At 64.5% G+C, this 16,381-nt stretch carries 12 protein-coding genes; 10 read left to right on the forward strand and 2 right to left on the reverse strand.

Going from position 1 to position 16,381, the window contains the following annotated elements; translation table 11 throughout:
* The first annotated feature begins 20 nt into the window (after nucleotides 1-20).
* The 4 genes from ccoG to ccoS are packed head-to-tail and all read left to right on the forward strand — an operon-like array spanning nucleotide 21 to nucleotide 4,367.
* Nucleotides 21-1,505: a cytochrome c oxidase accessory protein CcoG gene (gene ccoG / locus AAC029_RS06765; RefSeq protein ID WP_339745471.1), complete on the forward strand. Its 1,485-nt coding sequence runs from the start codon at nucleotides 21-23 to the stop codon at nucleotides 1,503-1,505.
* Entirely contained in the window at nucleotides 1,502-1,969 is a 468-nt protein-coding gene (locus tag AAC029_RS06770; RefSeq protein WP_339745473.1) for a FixH family protein, read from the forward strand. Before ccoG ends, AAC029_RS06770 begins: the two co-directional genes overlap by 4 nt.
* Nucleotides 1,957-4,143: a heavy metal translocating P-type ATPase gene (locus tag AAC029_RS06775; RefSeq protein WP_339745475.1), complete on the forward strand. Its 2,187-nt coding sequence runs from the start codon at nucleotides 1,957-1,959 to the stop codon at nucleotides 4,141-4,143. Before AAC029_RS06770 ends, AAC029_RS06775 begins: the two co-directional genes overlap by 13 nt.
* Complete coding sequence (gene ccoS, locus AAC029_RS06780) at nucleotides 4,140-4,367, forward strand: cbb3-type cytochrome oxidase assembly protein CcoS (RefSeq protein ID WP_339745478.1); 228 nt, start codon at nucleotides 4,140-4,142, stop codon at nucleotides 4,365-4,367. The genes AAC029_RS06775 and ccoS overlap by 4 nt, the downstream gene beginning before the upstream one ends.
* On the opposite strand, the gene AAC029_RS06785 is transcribed toward ccoS, so the two are convergent.
* Complete coding sequence (locus AAC029_RS06785) at nucleotides 4,298-5,086, reverse strand: DUF2189 domain-containing protein (RefSeq protein WP_339745480.1); 789 nt, start codon at nucleotides 5,084-5,086, stop codon at nucleotides 4,298-4,300. The genes ccoS and AAC029_RS06785 overlap by 70 nt on opposite strands.
* 259 nt (nucleotides 5,087-5,345) lie before the next feature.
* Here AAC029_RS06785 and AAC029_RS06790 point away from each other — a divergent pair, with 259 nt between their 5' ends.
* From AAC029_RS06790 to AAC029_RS06805, 4 genes are all read left to right on the forward strand, one after another.
* Nucleotides 5,346-10,205, forward strand: coding sequence for an alpha-2-macroglobulin (locus AAC029_RS06790; RefSeq protein WP_339745483.1), 4,860 nt, complete (start codon nucleotides 5,346-5,348; stop codon nucleotides 10,203-10,205).
* 3 nt (nucleotides 10,206-10,208) lie between these two features.
* Entirely contained in the window at nucleotides 10,209-12,251 is a 2,043-nt protein-coding gene (gene pbpC, locus AAC029_RS06795; RefSeq protein ID WP_339745485.1) for a penicillin-binding protein 1C, read from the forward strand.
* A 94-nt stretch (nucleotides 12,252-12,345) separates the two neighbouring features.
* Nucleotides 12,346-12,873, forward strand: coding sequence for a hypothetical protein (locus AAC029_RS06800; protein ID WP_339745488.1), 528 nt, complete (start codon nucleotides 12,346-12,348; stop codon nucleotides 12,871-12,873).
* A gap of 70 nt (nucleotides 12,874-12,943) precedes the next feature.
* Nucleotides 12,944-13,999, forward strand: coding sequence for an isoaspartyl peptidase/L-asparaginase (locus AAC029_RS06805; RefSeq protein ID WP_339745491.1), 1,056 nt, complete (start codon nucleotides 12,944-12,946; stop codon nucleotides 13,997-13,999).
* 39 nt (nucleotides 14,000-14,038) lie between these two features.
* Here AAC029_RS06805 and AAC029_RS06810 read toward each other — a convergent pair whose 3' ends face one another.
* On the reverse strand, nucleotides 14,039-14,947 hold the full coding sequence (locus AAC029_RS06810) for a LysR family transcriptional regulator (protein WP_339745494.1): 909 nt from the start codon (nucleotides 14,945-14,947) through the stop codon (nucleotides 14,039-14,041).
* A 91-nt stretch (nucleotides 14,948-15,038) separates the two neighbouring features.
* Between AAC029_RS06810 and AAC029_RS06815 the strand changes: the two genes are divergently transcribed.
* On the forward strand, nucleotides 15,039-15,500 hold the full coding sequence (locus tag AAC029_RS06815; RefSeq protein ID WP_339745496.1) for a hypothetical protein: 462 nt from the start codon (nucleotides 15,039-15,041) through the stop codon (nucleotides 15,498-15,500).
* Between the two features lie 216 nt (nucleotides 15,501-15,716).
* Nucleotides 15,717-16,352 (forward strand): carbonic anhydrase, encoded by a 636-nt coding sequence (locus AAC029_RS06820; RefSeq protein ID WP_339745498.1) that lies wholly within the window; start codon nucleotides 15,717-15,719, stop codon nucleotides 16,350-16,352.
* The last annotated feature ends 29 nt before the right edge of the window (nucleotides 16,353-16,381 follow it).

Genomic DNA, 16,381 nt, shown 5'->3' on the forward strand with positions numbered 1-16,381 from the left:
AAACCAGATTGAACTCCGCCATGTCTGAGAGCCAAAAACGCAGCATGGCGGCACCCGGGATCACCCGGTCGAGAGCCAAGGCGGTCAATGCCGCTGACGAGCGCGAGCTCTACAAGAAGCGTGAGCCGATTTACCCCAAGCTGGCGCACGGCAAGTTCCGTTTCGCCAAATGGATGGTGATGGCTGTCTCGCTGTCGGTCTATTATCTCGTGCCCTTCCTGCGCTGGGATCGCGGCGTGGATGCCCCCGACCAGGCAGTGCTGATCGATTTCGCCGGCCGGCGTTTCTATTTCTTCTTCATCGAAATCTGGCCGCAGGAGATTTACTACGTCACCGGACTGCTGATCCTCGCAGCGCTGGCGCTGTTTTTGGTGACGGCCCTGTTTGGCCGTGTCTGGTGCGGCTATGCCTGTCCGCAGACCGTGTGGACCGATCTCTTCATCATGGTCGAGCGCGCCTTTGAGGGTGACCGCAATGCCCGTATCAAGCTCGACCGGGCGCCCTGGAGTTTCAACAAGGCCTGGCGCAAGAGTGGCAAGCACGCCGTTTGGCTGGTCATTGCCGGGCTGACGGGCGGGGCCTGGATTCTGTACTTTCACGATGCCTATGACACCGTCGGTAATTTCTTCACCGGCCAGGCCGAGATCTCCGCCTATCTGTTTTTCGCCGGCCTGACCTTCACGACTTATATTTTCGCCGGCACGATGCGCGAGCAGGTGTGCATCTATATGTGTCCCTGGCCTCGTATCCAGGCGGCGATGACCGACCGCGAAGCCCTCAATGTCACCTACCGGATAGATCGCGGCGAAACGCGCGGTGCCCACAAGAAGGGCGACAGCTGGGATGACCGGGGCGATTGTATCGATTGCATGCAGTGCGTCGCCGTCTGCCCGATGGGGATTGATATCCGTGACGGCGCCCAGCTGGAATGTATCCAGTGCGCCCTGTGCATTGATGCCTGCGATGACGTAATGCTGAAGGTTGATCGTCCGACCGGGCTGATTGCCTATGAGACGGACGACAATATCGACCGCTTCGTGGCAGGCGAGAAGCCGCGCTATCGCTTCGTGCGTGTCCGTACGTTGGTCTATGCCGTGGCCTTGGTTCTGGTCGCGGCCGTGATGCTGGCCGGCCTGCTCAATCGCACCGAGCTTGAGCTCAATGCTTCGCGTGATCGCAATCCCAATTATGTCCGCCTGTCCGATGGCGCGATCCGCAATGGCTACACGATCAAGGTGGTCAATAAGAGCAATGCGCCGCGCGCACTCGAACTGGTTGTCGAGGGCGATCCGGCCCTGATTGTCCGCTTGCTTGGTGCTGCGGACGAGACTCCGATGCGGATGAATATCGAGGCCGACCGGACGCGCGATTTCGTTGTCTATCTGACCCTGCCGCCCGGCGCCGTCGACGTGCCACGTGAGGACATCATGTTCCGCGTGCTTGATCCGGCGACCGGCGAGAGCGCGCAGACGCGGTCGGTTTTGGTAACGGGGCTCGCAGAATGAAAACCTTCCTCAACCCGCTGCGCGGCTGGCATGTGCTGGTGATGATCCTGATGTTTTTTGGCGTCACCATCGGCGTCAATGCCACCTTCATCACGCTCGCCCTGACGACCTTTCCCGGCGAGGATGTGCCGCACTCCTATGTTCAGGGCATTAATTACAATGACACGATTGAGCGCCGCCGGGCCCAGGCCGAGCTGGGCTGGACGGCCCGGTTCAACGCTGCCGATGATGCCTTGTTGCTCGAAGTGCTCGATGCCGAAGGCACGCCGGTCTCCGGCCTGGCCCTGACGGGCTCGATGGTGCACCCCGACTCAATGCAGGACTGCCCGCTCACCTTTGCCGCAGATCGGCCCGGCATTTATCGGGCGTCACTGGACTGTGACGCGAGCGGCCGCTGGCGGGTGCGGGCGATCAATGACGGCGATGCGCCGTTTGAGGTGGAATACGAATTGTGGCTACCCTGAGCGCTGTTGGGTTCGATCCCGTTGCAGGTCAGGCCGACCCGCAAGCCTTCGTGCGCCGGATTGATGGCCGTTCGCATCTCGACCTTCTGGTACGCGGCGCCAGCTGTGCCGGCTGCATCGCCCGCATCGAGTCGGGCATGCTGGCCGATGAGCGGGTCGAAACCGCGCGGTTGAACCTCTCCACCGGGCGTCTGGCCCTGGTCTGGCGCGGCGACGCCGCTGCAGCGCGCGGCTTTGTCGCGACATTGGGCAAGATTGGCTATCCGGCCACGCCTTACGAACCGGAGCGCGATAGCGATCCCCACAAGGAGGACGAGCGCCGCCTGCTGCGGGCCCTGGCCGTCGCCGGTTTCGCGATGGCGAATGTGATGCTGCTCTCGATCGCGGTCTGGTCCGGCGGGCAGGAGATGAGCGTGGCGATGCAGGCCCTGATGCACCGCATCTCGGCCCTGATCGTGTTGCCCGCTGTGGCCTATGCCGGTCAGCCCTTCTTCCGCTCCGCCTGGTCGGTGTTGAAAAATCGCCATGTCAATATGGATGTGCCGATTTCGCTCGGCGTGCTGCTCGCCAGTGGACTGTCGGTCTATGAGACCGTCATCGGGCATGGCGACACTTATTATGACGCTGCCGTGATGTTGCTTTTCTTCCTGCTGATCGGGCGCTTCCTCGACATGCGTTTGCGCGCCAAGGCCGGTCAGGCGGCGCGAGGGCTGGCGGCGATGCAGGCGACGACCGCCAATCGTCTGCGCAGCGACGGTGCGCTTGATTCTGTCGCGGCACGCGATGTCCGCGCCGGCGATGCGCTTGTTTTGGCGGCTGGTGACCGCGTTCCGGTCGATGCGGTGATTGTCGAAGGCGAGGGCGCACTGGACGCGTCCCTGGTCAGCGGCGAGACGGCACCGGTCGAGGCGCGGCCGGGCGTTCAGGTGTTTTCCGGCATGCTCAATCTGGACGGCAAGCTGGTGGTGCGCGCCAGCGCCGACCGCGATAATTCCCTGCTTTCCGAGATTACCCGCATGGTCGAGGCCGGTGAGCAAAGCCGCTCCCGATTTGTCCGCCTCGCTGATCAGGCGGCGCGGCTCTACGTGCCGCTGGTGCATTCACTCGCCCTGGCAACCCTGATCGGCTGGTTCGTGTTGGCCGGCGATCCGCGCACCGCCATCGTCAATGCCATCGCCGTTTTGATCATCACCTGTCCCTGTGCGCTGGGGCTGGCCGTGCCGGCTGTCCAGGTCGTCGCCTCCGGACGTCTGTTCAAGGCCGGCGTGCTGGTCAAATCCGGTGATGCCCTCGAACGCATGGCCAAGATCGATACGGTTGTGGTCGACAAGACCGGCACCTTGACCGAAGGCCGCCCCCGTCTGGTCGAGCCGGAGGCTCTGCCTGACGGCACACTCGAGCTCGCCGCGCGCCTGGCCCGCACCAGCCGTCACCCCTTGTCGCGGGCCGTTGCCGATGCGGCCGGCATGGGTCCGGCTGCCAGCGATGTGCACGAGACGCCGGGCGGCGGACTGGAGTGTGTTGAGGACGGCATGCGCCTGCGCTTTGGGTCTGCACGCTGGCTCGGGATCGAGGCGGCGAGCGATCCGCATTCGGAGGCCTGGTTGGTCATCGATGAGGGCGATCCGGTACGGTTTCGCTTCCAGGATCGGCTGCGCAGCGATGCGCGTGAGACGATAGACGGCCTGCGTCAACGCGGCTGTCAGATCGAATTGCTCTCGGGCGACCGGACCGGTCCGGTTGGCCTGATCGCCGCCGAGCTGGGGATTGACGCCTGGACGGCCGAACTGAAACCGCAACAGAAAATCGCCCGTATCGAGGCGCTCAAGGCGGACGGCCGCAGCGTGCTGATGATCGGTGACGGCATTAATGACGCACCAGCCCTGGCGAGCGCCGATGCCTCGGTTTCGCTGGCGGCAGCGGCGGAGATTTCCCAAGCGGCGGCGGATTTCGTGCTTCAGGGCAACAAGCTGGCCGGGTGCCTGGTCGCGCTGGATATCTCGCGGGCGGCCAAGCGCCGCGTGTTGGAGAATTTCACCCTGGCGGCGGGCTATAACATGATCGCCGTACCGCTCGCGGTGATGGGCATGGTGACGCCGCTGATCGCCGCAATCGCGATGTCGGGCTCGTCAATCCTGGTGACGCTCAACGCTTTGAGGCTGGCCCGCCGATGACCGCTTTGATCTGGCTGATACCGCTTGCGCTCGGTCTGGGATTTCTCGGACTGGTTGGCTTCTTGTGGAGCCTCAAATCAGGTCAGTTCGATGATCTTGATGGCGCCGGCGAGCGCATTCTGATGGATGACGACAAGCCCTTGCCGCCGCGCCCTCAGGCGGTGCTGGCTGAGGACGATGACGAGGACGCCGACGACGATGGCAGCGGCGCGAAATCCTTGTAGGCATACCAGCTTGCATGCGCGAGCCAGGGGAAGACCACCGCCAGCCCGATCAGGAAGAAGGCGGTTCCGGCCACGGTCATGAAGCCGATCAGCCAAGCCCAGGTCAGCATCACGAAGGGCTGACGCCGCACCGCTGTGACGCTGGCAACCAGCGCGGTCACCGCATCGATATCCTGGTCAACCAGCATCGGGAAAGCGATCGCCGAGATGGAGAAGGCGAAACCGGCCAGCACGGAGCCGATGATCGCGCCGATCACGAGCAGGGTTATCCCGGCCGGGTCTGACAGGGAGAATTCCAGAAAGGCACCGGGGGTGAGCGGGCTGTCGGGGGCGATGATGACGTGCAGGAATTGCGAGATTTCGACCCAGGCCATCAACAGCAGGAGCAGCAGCAGCGAGAGAAAGGCGATCTGGGTAATCCGGTCGGGAAAGCGCGAGATGATGACGCGAAAGCGTGGCACCTCACCGCGCTCCAGCGCGCGGCTGACCTGGTAGATGCCGATCGCCAGCGCCGGTGCGATCAGGGCGAAACCGCTCAGCGCGACAGGTGCGATGGCCCCGAGCCCGAGCAGCCACAGACCGCCTGTGATCAGGGCGCCGATGCCGACGAAAATCAGGCCATAGCTCAGGCTGACGCGCCGGGCGCGCATCATGTCGGCCCAGCCAGCCTTGAGCCAGCTCCAGGGCGCATCGCGCCTGACTTCCTGCAGTGTGATCATGATGTTGTACTCTCCCCGATCCCAATTCGACATGCTTCAATGGTTCGCCCGGTGATGCCACACATAATTTAAGTTTATTGCGCCGCCGGCCCACCAGCTTCCGGGCTCGTGGCGACGAGCCGGGCGCTGTGCATTGCGCTATCGATGCCGGCTAGTCCATTGTGTCGCGGGCGAAAAATTCCCCAAAATCCGAATTTTGCGTGCCAAGGTCGCGCAGTTTCTCTATGCTGCCCGATAGTGAAAATGGGGGGATGTCGGCATGTTGAATTGGCGCTTGGGGGCTGCGGCCCTGGTTCTGGCTGCAGGTCTGATCGGTTGCTCGGCACCGGACACGGATGTGCAGGGGCCATCGCTGGAAACACGCCCGGCTGATGCGGCGCGCGCCGTCACCGAAACCTCATCTGATTTTGCCTTCCTGCGCTATCAAATCGATGTCGAAGGCGATGCGCCGCGCCTCTGCCTGGGCTTCACCGCGCCGCTCGACCCGCAATCCGATTACGAGCCCTATGTCGCGCTGGAGCCAGCGCGCCCCGTCGCGATGGCGGTCAGCGGGCAATCGCTCTGTCTCGGTGGGCTCGCCTTTGGCGACGGCCAGTCGGTCACCTTACGCGCGGGCTTCCCCTCCGCCGACGGCCGGGGCCTGCGGACCGACGAACAGATCGAAATCGATTTTGGTGACCGGCCCGCCTATGTCGGCATTGCCGGTGATGGCGTCATTCTGCCCCGGCTCGAAGCCGATGGCTTGGCCATCGAGACCGTCAATGTTGAGACCGTCGAAGTCACGGTCTGGCGCGTCACTGATCGCGCGCTGGCTTTCCGCTCGATCACCTCGGGCTTTACTGCCGGGTTCGACGAATATGACTGGCAGGATCAGGATGAGAGCCCATTCCCGGTCGCCGAACGGCTGTGGCAGGGCAAGATGGACACGGCTGGCACTCTTAATTCACCCGTGACCACCGTCTTCCCGCTGGCGGAGACCATCGGGCGGCTGCGCCCGGGCGCCTATTACATCCAGGTCAGCGACGATGCCGAAGCCGAGGATGATTATCACGTTCCGGCGCGCTCGAGCCGCTGGCTGGTGATCACCGATCTGGCGCTGACCGCCTATCGTGGCCGCGACGGGATTGATTATGTCGTGCGCTCGCTGCAGACGGCCCAGCCGGTCGCCGGCGTGCGCGTCGAACTGGTAGCGCGCAGCAATGAAATTCTCGGCACAACCACGACCGATGCCGATGGCCGCGCCCGTTTTGCCGGACCATTGATGCGGGGCGAGGACGGCAATACGCCGCGCCTGCTCACCGCCTATGGCCCGCAAAATGATTTCGCCGTGCTCGATCTGCAGCGCAATCCGGTCGATCTGAGCGGCCAGGACATTGCCGGCCGGACCCGCCCCGATGGCGCCGATGGCTATTTCTATCTCGACCGCGGCATCTACCGTCCCGGCGAGCAGGTGCGTATCGCCGCGATGATGCGCGATGCCCAAGCGGTTTCGATCTCCAGCCGCTCCGGCGATCTGGTCCTTTACGGCCCGAACGGGATTGAAGCGGCGCGCGAGCGCTTTGAAGGCGCGCCCATCGGCGGCACCGTGTTCTGGGATTATGATCTGGCACGGGCTTCGGCGCGCGGTGAATGGCGCATTGATGCCATGCTCGACGGCTATGGCCTGATCGCCCAGACGCGTTTTTCGGTTGAGGATTTCGTGCCGCAACGCATCGCGATGACGCTCGATGCCGACAGTACGGCACCGATGCTGGCTGGCGAGACCCGCAATGTCGAAGCCAATGTCCGCTTCCTCTACGGGGCCCCCGGGGCTGGTCTGCCGGTTGAAGGCACGATCCGGATCGAACCCGATCCCAATCCCTTCCCCGATTATGCCCGTTTCTCTTTTGGCCGGTATGACGAGACTGTCCGCGAAACCAGCCGAGCGCTGCAGGACACGATTGCTGATGGTGCTGGCCATGCCGTGTTGCAGATTGATCCGCAGGGCGAGGGTGAGGGCACCAGTACGCCGTTGCGCATCCGCACCGTCATTTCCGCGATTGAGCCGGGCGGTCGCCCGGTCGCCGATGATGTGCGCATTCCCTATCGTCCGCGTGAGCTCTATATCGGTCTCGACGCCCAGTTCGAAGGCCGGCTCGGCAATAATAGCGCCGCCGCATTCGACATTGTCGGCCTGACGCCGTCCGGCGCGCTGCGCGAGGCCCGGGTCGAGTGGCAGGTCATCCGCGTCGACTGGAATTACGACTGGTACCGCACCGAAGGTGATGTCTGGCGCTGGCGCCGGACCCAGAATTCCGTTGTCGTCGAGGAGGGGGTGTCCGCCCTGTCGGCCGAGGCTGTGTCGCGGATCGATATCGCGGCGCTGGAATGGGGCGATTACCAACTCGTCGTCACCGATCCCGACAGCGGCGTCTCCGCCAGTTCGCATTTCTGGGTCGGCTGGGGCCGAACCTCTTCGACCGGCGATGACGCGCCGGACCGTGTTCGCCTCGCCGGACCCGATGAGCCTGTTGCCGTGGGCCAGATGGCGACGATCAGTATTTTGCCGCCCTATGCCGGTGAAGCCGAAATTGTGATCGCCAGCGATCATGTTCTCGCGACGCAATCGGTCTCCGTGCCGGAGGAGGGCGCCGAAGTCAGCTTCCGCGTTTCCGAGGAATGGGGCGCAGGTGCCTATGCCATGGTCTCCGTCTTCACGCCGCGTGATCCGGTGGCCCAGCCGCGTCCACGCCGCGCCGTCGGTGTGACCTATCTCGCTGTCGATACCGGCCATCGCGAGCTTGGCCTCACCCTCGATGCGCCCGAACTGGCGCGTCCACGTCAGCCGCTCGATATTGCGATCACCGCGACCGGCCCGGTTCGTGCCGGTGCCTGGGTGACGGTGGCGGCGGTCGATGAGGGCATTCTGGCCCTGACCCGCTTCCAATCACCCGATCCGGTCGGCTGGTATTTCGGACGCTCATCGCTGGCGGTTGATCTGCTTGACGATTATGGCCGCCTGCTCGATCCCAATCAGGGGGCAGCTGCGGCTGTGCGCACCGGCGGCGACCAGATCGGCGGCGCCGGCCTGACCGTCGTGCCAACGCGTACTGTCGCGCTCTTCTCGGGCCCGGTCGCGTTCGACCGTGCCGGCCATGCGACCGTGACGCTCGATATTCCCGACTTCAATGGCGAATTGCGTCTGATGGCGGTTGCCTGGTCGGGAAGCGGGCTGGGCGAGGCGTCCCAGCCGCTGACTGTGCGCGATGAAGTGCCCGCCGAACTGATCCTGCCGCGCTTCCTGGCGCCCGGCGATTCCAGCATGACGACGCTGACCATCGACAATGTCGAAGGCGCGCCCGGCGTCTATGCCGCCGCGATCAATGCTTCCGGCGCCGTCAATGCCGACAGCGAAGACCGGATCGAACTGGCCAGCGGTGCCCGAATCGACCGGCGTTATCCTGTCAGCGGCACCGATAGCGGTATTGGTAATGTGGGATTGAGTGTCGATGGCCCGGCCGGTTTTGCCGTCTCGCGCAGCTATCCAATCGAAGTGCGCTCCGCCTGGTTGCCGTCTTCAGAAGTTCTGCGCGGACGTGTCGAGCCGGGCGCCAGCTGGTCGCTCGACAGCACGGCGCTGGCGGCCTTCCTGCCTGGGTCCAGTGAAGTCTCGGTCAGTTTCTCGGCGACGCCGCTGGATCAGAACGCCCTGCTGCGCTCACTCAGCCGCTATCCCTATGGCTGCACAGAACAGATCACCAGCCGCGCTCTGCCACTCCTCTACGCCCAGGACCTGGCGGCATTGTCCGGCACGGACGGGTTCGACCAGGCTCGGGTCCAGATCCAGGATGCGATCTCGACCTTGCTGAGCCGTGAGGCTGCAGATGGCACGATCGGATTGTGGCGGGTCGGTGATCGCAGCGCGACACCATGGCTGGGTGCCTATGCCGTCGACTTCCTCGCCCGCGCCAAAACGGCGGGCTACACGGTTCCCGATGCAGCGATGGAGCGGGCCTATGCTGCGCTCGAACATGTCGCTTCGCAGGAGCTGTGGCGCGCCTCGGGTTATGATCCCAGCGTTTATCGTTGGGTCGGTCAGAGCGACACCAATCAACGTCTGTCAGACCGCAGTGCAGCCTACGCACTCTACGTCCTGGCGCGTGCTGACCGGGCTGACCGCTCACGTCTGCGCTATATGCATGATGAGCGGCTGGCCGAGATTGCCAGCCCGCTGGCGCGGGCCCAGATCGGCGCGGCTCTGTTCCTGATCGGCGACCGGGCCCGCTCGCATAGTGCTTTCCTGCAAGCGGAAGCGGCCCTGGGTTATTCCAATCCGGGCGACTGGTATCAGACCGCCCGGCGCGATCTCGCCGGCGTTCTGGCCCTGGCGGCCGAAGCGGGCGAGAGCGAGCTGGTTGGCCGTCTGGCCGAGCGTGTCGCTCGGGAACTGCCCGAGCCGGGCCGGTTGACGACCCAGGAGAAGGCCTTCCTTCTGCTGGCCGCACAGGCCCTGTCGGCGGGTACCGATGCGCTGGAGATTGAAACCGGTGCGGGCGATGCCACACCGGGCCAGCGGGACTTCACGCTGACGCCGGGCGATTTGACCGGCACAACCGGTTTTGTCAATCGCGGTGCCAATCCGGTTTGGGTCACCCAGATCGCGCATGGAGAAACCCTGCAAGCGCCGGCAGCGGTGTCGGAACAGGTGGTGATCTCCAAGCGGATTCGGGCGATGGATGGCACGTCGGTCGATCTCACCAAGCTGGTCCAGGGCGACCGGCTGATCATCGATATTGAGATGATCCCGAGCGAGCAGCGCACCATTCCCGCCATCCTGGTCGATCTTCTGCCAGCGGGTCTGGAAATCGAGGCGATCATCCGTCCCGAGGATGCCGGCCCGAACGGCGTCCATGCCTGGCTCGGCACGATCCATGATCCACGCATTGCCGAAGCGCGCGATGACCGCTTCGTGGCGGCAATCGATCTGCGGACCGGACGTCCGGCTCATCTCGCCTATATCGTCCGCGCCGTGACACCAGGGCAATACACCTTGCCGGGCGCGGTGATCGAAGACATGTACCGGCCCGACGTGTTCGCACGCTCCGAGACCGGCCAGATTGTCATCCGGCCGCGCGGCTAAATCATGCTCGGCCTGGGTCGGATATATTGGGTGATTGCCGGCGCCCTGGCGGGGCTGGCTCTGCTGCTCGCGCTCGACCAGATTTTCCCGGTCCCGCTTGAGGCGGCCCAGGCGCGCTCGCAATTGGTGCGTGACCGCGATGGCGAATTGTTGCGTGCCTTCCCTGTCGGGGAAGGGCGCTGGCGGTTGGCGGCCGATCTCGACCAGATCGATCCGGATTTTATCGCCGCGCTACTGGCCTACGAGGATTCGCGCTTCTACCAGCATATCGGGGTCGATGCCGGCGCTGTCGTGCGGGCCGCTTGGGAGGGTTTGCGGGCCGGGCGTATCGTCTCCGGTGCCTCGACCCTGACCATGCAGGTGGCTCGCCTGCTGGAGCCACGGCCGCGCACCTACAGCGCCAAAGTCCTGCAAATGGCGCGGGCGCTGCAGCTGGAACTGCATTTCAGCAAGCGCGAGATCCTCGAGCTTTACCTCACCCTGGCGCCCTATGGCGGCAATCTGGAGGGGGTGAGGGCGGCGTCCTGGGCCTATTTCGGGCGCGAACCCGATGCGCTGACCATTGAGCAGATCGCGCTGCTGATCGCGCTGCCGCAATCGCCCGAGGCGCGCCGGCCTGACCGTCATCCGCAAGCGGCCATCGCAGCGCGCGGCCGTGTCCTCGACCGCCTCGCCCGCGTCGGTCTCGCTCGCCCGACCGCTCAGGCCGACGCCACGCTCGACCCGGCACCGCAGCGTCGCGCTTTCCCGGCCGACGCCTGGCAGGTCGCCGAGACGCTGGCGCGGCACAATCCCGGCCGCACCGACCTGGTGACGACGCTTGATGCCGGCCTGCAGCGGGCGCTGGAACAACAGGTGCGTGATAATCTGCCGATGGGCGATCCAAATGCCCAGATCGCGGTCATGGTGGTGGAGACGCAGAGCCGCGCTGTGCGCGCCGCTGTCGGCTCGGCCGGGCGCGAGCGGCCCGGTGGCTGGATCGATCTGACGACGCGGCCACGCTCGCCGGGCTCGACCTTGAAGCCCTTCATTTATGCGATGGCGTTCGATGACGGTCTGGCAGCGCCGCAAACCCGTATCGCCGATTTGCCGCGTCGTTTTGCCGGCTATCAGCCAGATAATTTCGATCGCCGGTTTCGCGGTGATGTCACCATCACTGAAGCGCTGCAGCACTCGCTCAATATCCCCGCGGTGACCACGCTCGACGATGTTGGCGCGCGGCGCTTTTCCGCCGCGCTCGGCTTTGCCGGCGCACGGCCGGAGCGTCCACACGGTGCAGGCCGTGATGACGGGTTGGCCGTGGCGCTGGGCGGCGCCGGGCTGAGCGTGCGGCAATTGGCGATCCTGTACTCCGCGCTGGGCGATGGTGGCCGGGCCAGACCCCTGCGCTGGTTTGAGGGTGAGGATGAGGTCGAAGACGGGTCGGGCTATGGCCTGGTCAGCGCTGAGTCGGCACAGGAAATCCTCACCATATTGCGCCGCGCGCCGCATCCGGGCGGCCGCATGCCGGCAACCTTGACGACAGCAGCCCCGGAAATCGCCTTCAAGACGGGCACCTCCTATGGTTTTCGCGATGCCTGGTCCGCCGGGGTGGCGGGCCGCTATACGGTCGTGGTCTGGACAGGGCGGGCCGATGGCGTGCCGCGCGAGGGCATTACCGGCCGCGAAGGCGCCTTGCCGCTCTTGTTTCGCGTGTTCGACCTGATCGAGAGCCTGGAGCCCTCGCAGGCCCAGCCTGACCGCGACGAGCGTGAATTGCCGCCGGCACCGGTCACGATGGCGCGTTTCCAGCTCGATCCGGCGCCGCAAATCCTGTTCCCGCCGGATGGGTCGGAAGTCTGGGCCGAGCGAAGCGGGCGCGGTTTCGTGCTGGCGGCGCAGGGACAGAGCGCGGTCAATTGGTATGCCGACGGCGAGCCGGTGGGGCGCAATGCGGTCGGCGACGCGGTCTGGTATCCGAACGGGCCCGGCTTCTATCTGGTCGAAGTTGTTGATCAGGCGGGGCGGCGTTCGCGGGCCCGGGTGCGGATCCGGATGGGGAGCTGATGCCGGCGCACGCGCTTGTGATCGGGCGGCAGGCGACCGGGGCAGGGTGAGTGGTTATGCTGCCACCTCTTGAGCCCGACTTTGGAGTTGCCCCGTGATTGTCGCCACAATTCTGCTCGCCGTCAGCCTTGCCGCATCCGCAGGTGAGAGCGAGCCCTCCATGTTGCTCGGCATGCAGACCCGCGACAGCAAAACCCTGTTGAGCAAAAACGGGGAGAGCCTGTACGCGCTGCAATTGACGCCGCTCGACGGACGCCTGTGTCAGGTTCGCGCCTTCTTTCGCGGTGCGCCGCCGCGCACGGCCCGTTTCTGCTCAAGCCGCGTCACCGGACGTCAGGTCGCGCGGTCAGGCGTGGCTGTGCTGGGGCTGGGTGAAATGGTGCACGGTGTTGGCGCCTGCATCGTCGACAGCCGGATTGTTGCTGTGCGCTTCTATACCGGCGCCGGCGCCTATGTGACGGCACAGACTGGCGAGTGTACCGGCTCATATCAACAGATCTGGTGCCAGGGCACGTGGGTCGTGCAGGGCGTGCAATTGTATTTTGGCGGCGCGAGCTGGTTGCGGCCCCGCCCGAGCCTGCAGGGCATACGGCCTCTGTGCTCGACAATGGTTGGCGGCTAACTTGGCCGCTGGCCCTTGCGTGTCAGACCGATCAGGGCAAAGCTCGACCCAAATCGGGAGGATTGATTTGATGCGGGATGTTCTGATCGCGGCGATGGTCGCCATTATGCTGACGCCGGGCGCCATGGCGGATGATACGCCGCGCTGGGCCTTGGTTGTCCATGGTGGGGCAGGCGTGATCGAACGCGGTGCGATGACGCCAGAAACCGATGCAGCCTATCGCGCGGCAATGACACGCGCGCTGGAAATCGGCGCTGATGTGCTCGAATCGGGTGGCACATCCGTTGATGCCATCGAGGCGATCATTCGCGCCTTTGAAGACAATCCGATGTTCAATGCCGGACGTGGCGCGGTCTTCACTGCCGCTGGTCGCAATGAGCTGGATTCCTCGATCATGGATGGCAGCGACCTCAATGCCGGCGCGGTCGCGGGGGTCAGCACGGTGCGTCACCCGATTTCTCTGGCGCGCGCGGTGATGGAGCATTCCCCACACGTGATGCTGCAGGGCGAAGGCGCCGAAACCTTTGCTGCCGAGCAGGGGCTGGAAATTGTCGATCCGGCTTTCTTCTTCACCGAGCGCCGCTGGGTGTCGATGGAGCACGAGCTTGGACGTCTCGGCCTCGATATCCCGGCCCGCCCTGAGGGCGCACCCGATCCACAGCCGGTCGATGAGGGCGCTTTGCTGCGCGATTCCCGGGAGCATCGTTTCGGCACGGTCGGTGTCGTTGCGCTCGACACCGCCGGCAATATTGCGGCGGGCACCTCAACCGGCGGTACGACAGCCAAGCGTTGGGGCCGCGTCGGCGACAGCCCGATCCTGGGCGCGGGCACCTATGCCAATAATGCATCCTGCGGCGTCTCCGCGACGGGGACGGGCGAGTATTTCATCCGCCTGACGGTCGCGAGCCGGATCTGCGCCCTGGTCGAGTTCGAAGGGCTTGGCCTGCAGGCGGCCGCCGACCGGGTGATCCAGGATGAATTGACCGCTATGGGCGGCGATGGCGGCATTATTGCGCTGACACCCACCGGCGATATCGCCTGGAGTTTCAATACGCCGGGCATGTATCGCGCGCGCCTCACCGCTGGCGGCGAGCCGCTGGTGGCGATTTATGGTGATGAGGAATAGCCGCTGTGGGCTGTGACCCTCGGACTGGGGCTGCGCCCTTCACAGCACCGAGGCTTCACCGCGCGTGAAATAGGCGGTGTCGGCGGTCATTTGGTCGATGATGTGGTCGAAGGCGGCGCGGATGCGCGCGCTCTTGCGCACCGTCTCATGCGCCACTACCCACAGGTCGAGCGATGAACTGAAGTCGGGCAAGATGCGCTCGAGCTGGTGGTGTTGCCGCGCCAGCCGGTGCGAGGTGACGCCAATGCCATATCCCGCTTCAAGCCCGCGCACATGGGTGGCGGGGCTGCTGGCGCGAAAGGCGATATGGCTCGGCACGACGGGTGAACCTTCTTGCGTGCTCGGCCAGCCGAAATAATCGCCCATCGACCAACCGACACAGGTGTGGTCGGCGAGTTCCTCGACCTGGGCCGGATAGCCCTTCTTTTCCAGATAGGCCTTGGAGGCATAGAGACCGGCGCCGACCGTGGTGCCGCGCCGGCCGATCAGACTCTGCTGGCTTCCTGGTCCGTTCCAACGCAGCGCGATATCGGCCTCGCGATCCGCGAGATTGGCCGGATGGTTCTTGATCGAGATCTCGATACCGATGCCGGGATTCTTGTGGTGAAAACTGGCCAAGGCCCGCGGTAGCCAGTCGGCGCCAATCCCCTCGGACGCGGAGATGACCACCAGGCCCGACAGGGATTGGTCCTGGGCGACAACGGCGCGTTCGATGGCCGAGGCTTCCTCACGCATGCGCGAGGCGTGGGCGACGACTTTCTGGCCCAGCTGCGTCAATTGTGATTGCCCGTTCTCGCGTTCGAACAGGGGCTCACCGAAGCGCTGCTCCAGCGCCTGCAAGCGGCGCGTCACGGTGGGCTGGCTGACGCCAAGCTGATGCGCAGCAGCCGTCAGGCTGCCGGCTTCGGCGATGGCGAGGCATACGAGGTAGTCGGACCAATCTTCCATTCAAATACGTATATCTATGATCCTGATTTCGTCAATTCCATTCGAATAACTTTGTTCCCAAATTGAACGTTGTTCACCAATGGAGTTTCCAATGATCCGATCCCTGATCCTCGCCACCGCCCTTCTCGGCGGAGTGACTGTCGGTGCCCAAGCTCAGACCTGCGACACGGAGCCGCAATTCGCCGCCCACCGAACCGCCAATGGTTCCATCCGGGCCCAATACAATGCGGTGACCCGCAGTGAATGGCGCCAGGCCATTCATTTTGGCCGCGAAGTCGCCGCATCCGGCGCCGCCCCGAGCCAGCGCACCGCTGCCCTGACCAATCTTTGTTACGCCTACGCCGCGACGGGCGAGTTTGCCGAAGCCGTGCTAGCTTGTGACGCCGCCGCCGAATTGACGCCAACCGCTTGGCGCGCCATCAATAATCGCGGCGCCGCTCATTGGCTGGCGGGTGATCACGCCGCCGCCGTCACCGATTTCAATGCTGCCGCTGTCCTGGCGGCGGGCGAAGACGAAGTCCGGGCGAATCTCTCGCTCGCACAATGCGCCTAGACTTGGTTCTCCCTCCCGGGCTCCAATACCGCTAGCCGCATTTATTGGGCCGGAGCCATCGCTCCGGCCCTTTTTTTTGCGCAGATCGCTGCCTTTAAATGGCGCGAAGATGAGCCTAGAAGATCGGTTCGTGCCGTCCGCAGAGTCGCTTTCGCCCTGCGTGGCGCGCGCCGCAAGTTTCGCGTCTGGCGGAGCGCAGAGCCGAGATGAGGACCGATGACCCCAGAACCCCCCGAAGAACTCGTTGCCGGTTACCGCCGGTTTCGGGCCACAGACTACAAGGCGCAAAACTCACTTTACCAGGAATTGAGCCACGGCCAGAGCCCGCACACTTTGGTGATCGCCTGTTCCGACAGCCGCGTCGATCCGGTGCATATTTTCGGAGCGCGGCCGGGCGATCTGTTTGTGGTTCGCAATGTCGCCAATCTCGTGCCGCAGATCGATCTGGACGGCGGTCGGCATGGCGTTTCGGCAGCGCTTGAATTCGCGGTCAAGCGTTTGGCCATCAAAAATGTTGTCGTGATGGGGCATGGCATGTGTGGTGGCATCGAGGCCTGTGCCAGGGGGCTGGACAAGCTGGAAAGCACTTTCCTCGGCCCGTGGCTGCAGCCGCTGGAATCAGCGCGCGAACAGGTCGTGGCGAAAATCGGCGATGCCGGTCTGGAGACGGTCTGTGATCATATGGAGCTGCTGGCCGTGCAACATTCGGTCGAGCGCTTGAAGCAGTTCGACTTCGTCAGCGAAGCCGTTCAGTCACGCGGCATGCAATTGCATGGCGCGCGTTTCTCGATTGCGACGGGGATTCTCGAATGGATGAATTCGGACGGTGTGTTCGAGCCGGTGGAACCCTGATCACAGGGAGGCCATTATCCAGCCTTGTC

The sequence above is a fragment of the uncultured Maricaulis sp. genome (genome assembly GCF_963975345.1).
In the GTDB taxonomy this organism is placed as follows: domain Bacteria; phylum Pseudomonadota; class Alphaproteobacteria; order Caulobacterales; family Maricaulaceae; genus Maricaulis.

Excerpts from the sequence above, each read along its gene's own strand:
- AAC029_RS06810 (WP_339745494.1), bottom strand. The coding sequence starts at position 14,947 with ATGGAAGATTGGTCCGACTACCTCGTATGCCTCGCCATCGCCGAAGCC.
- AAC029_RS06770 (WP_339745473.1), top strand. The coding sequence starts at position 1,502 with ATGAAAACCTTCCTCAACCCGCTGCGCGGCTGGCATGTGCTGGTGATG.
- AAC029_RS06790 (WP_339745483.1), top strand. The coding sequence starts at position 5,346 with ATGTTGAATTGGCGCTTGGGGGCTGCGGCCCTGGTTCTGGCTGCAGGT.
- ccoG (WP_339745471.1), top strand. The coding sequence starts at position 21 with ATGTCTGAGAGCCAAAAACGCAGCATGGCGGCACCCGGGATCACCCGG.
- ccoS (WP_339745478.1), top strand. The coding sequence starts at position 4,140 with ATGACCGCTTTGATCTGGCTGATACCGCTTGCGCTCGGTCTGGGATTT.
- AAC029_RS06785 (WP_339745480.1), bottom strand. The coding sequence starts at position 5,086 with ATGATCACACTGCAGGAAGTCAGGCGCGATGCGCCCTGGAGCTGGCTC.
- pbpC (WP_339745485.1), top strand. The coding sequence starts at position 10,209 with ATGCTCGGCCTGGGTCGGATATATTGGGTGATTGCCGGCGCCCTGGCG.
- AAC029_RS06820 (WP_339745498.1), top strand. The coding sequence starts at position 15,717 with ATGACCCCAGAACCCCCCGAAGAACTCGTTGCCGGTTACCGCCGGTTT.
- AAC029_RS06815 (WP_339745496.1), top strand. The coding sequence starts at position 15,039 with ATGATCCGATCCCTGATCCTCGCCACCGCCCTTCTCGGCGGAGTGACT.
- AAC029_RS06805 (WP_339745491.1), top strand. The coding sequence starts at position 12,944 with ATGCGGGATGTTCTGATCGCGGCGATGGTCGCCATTATGCTGACGCCG.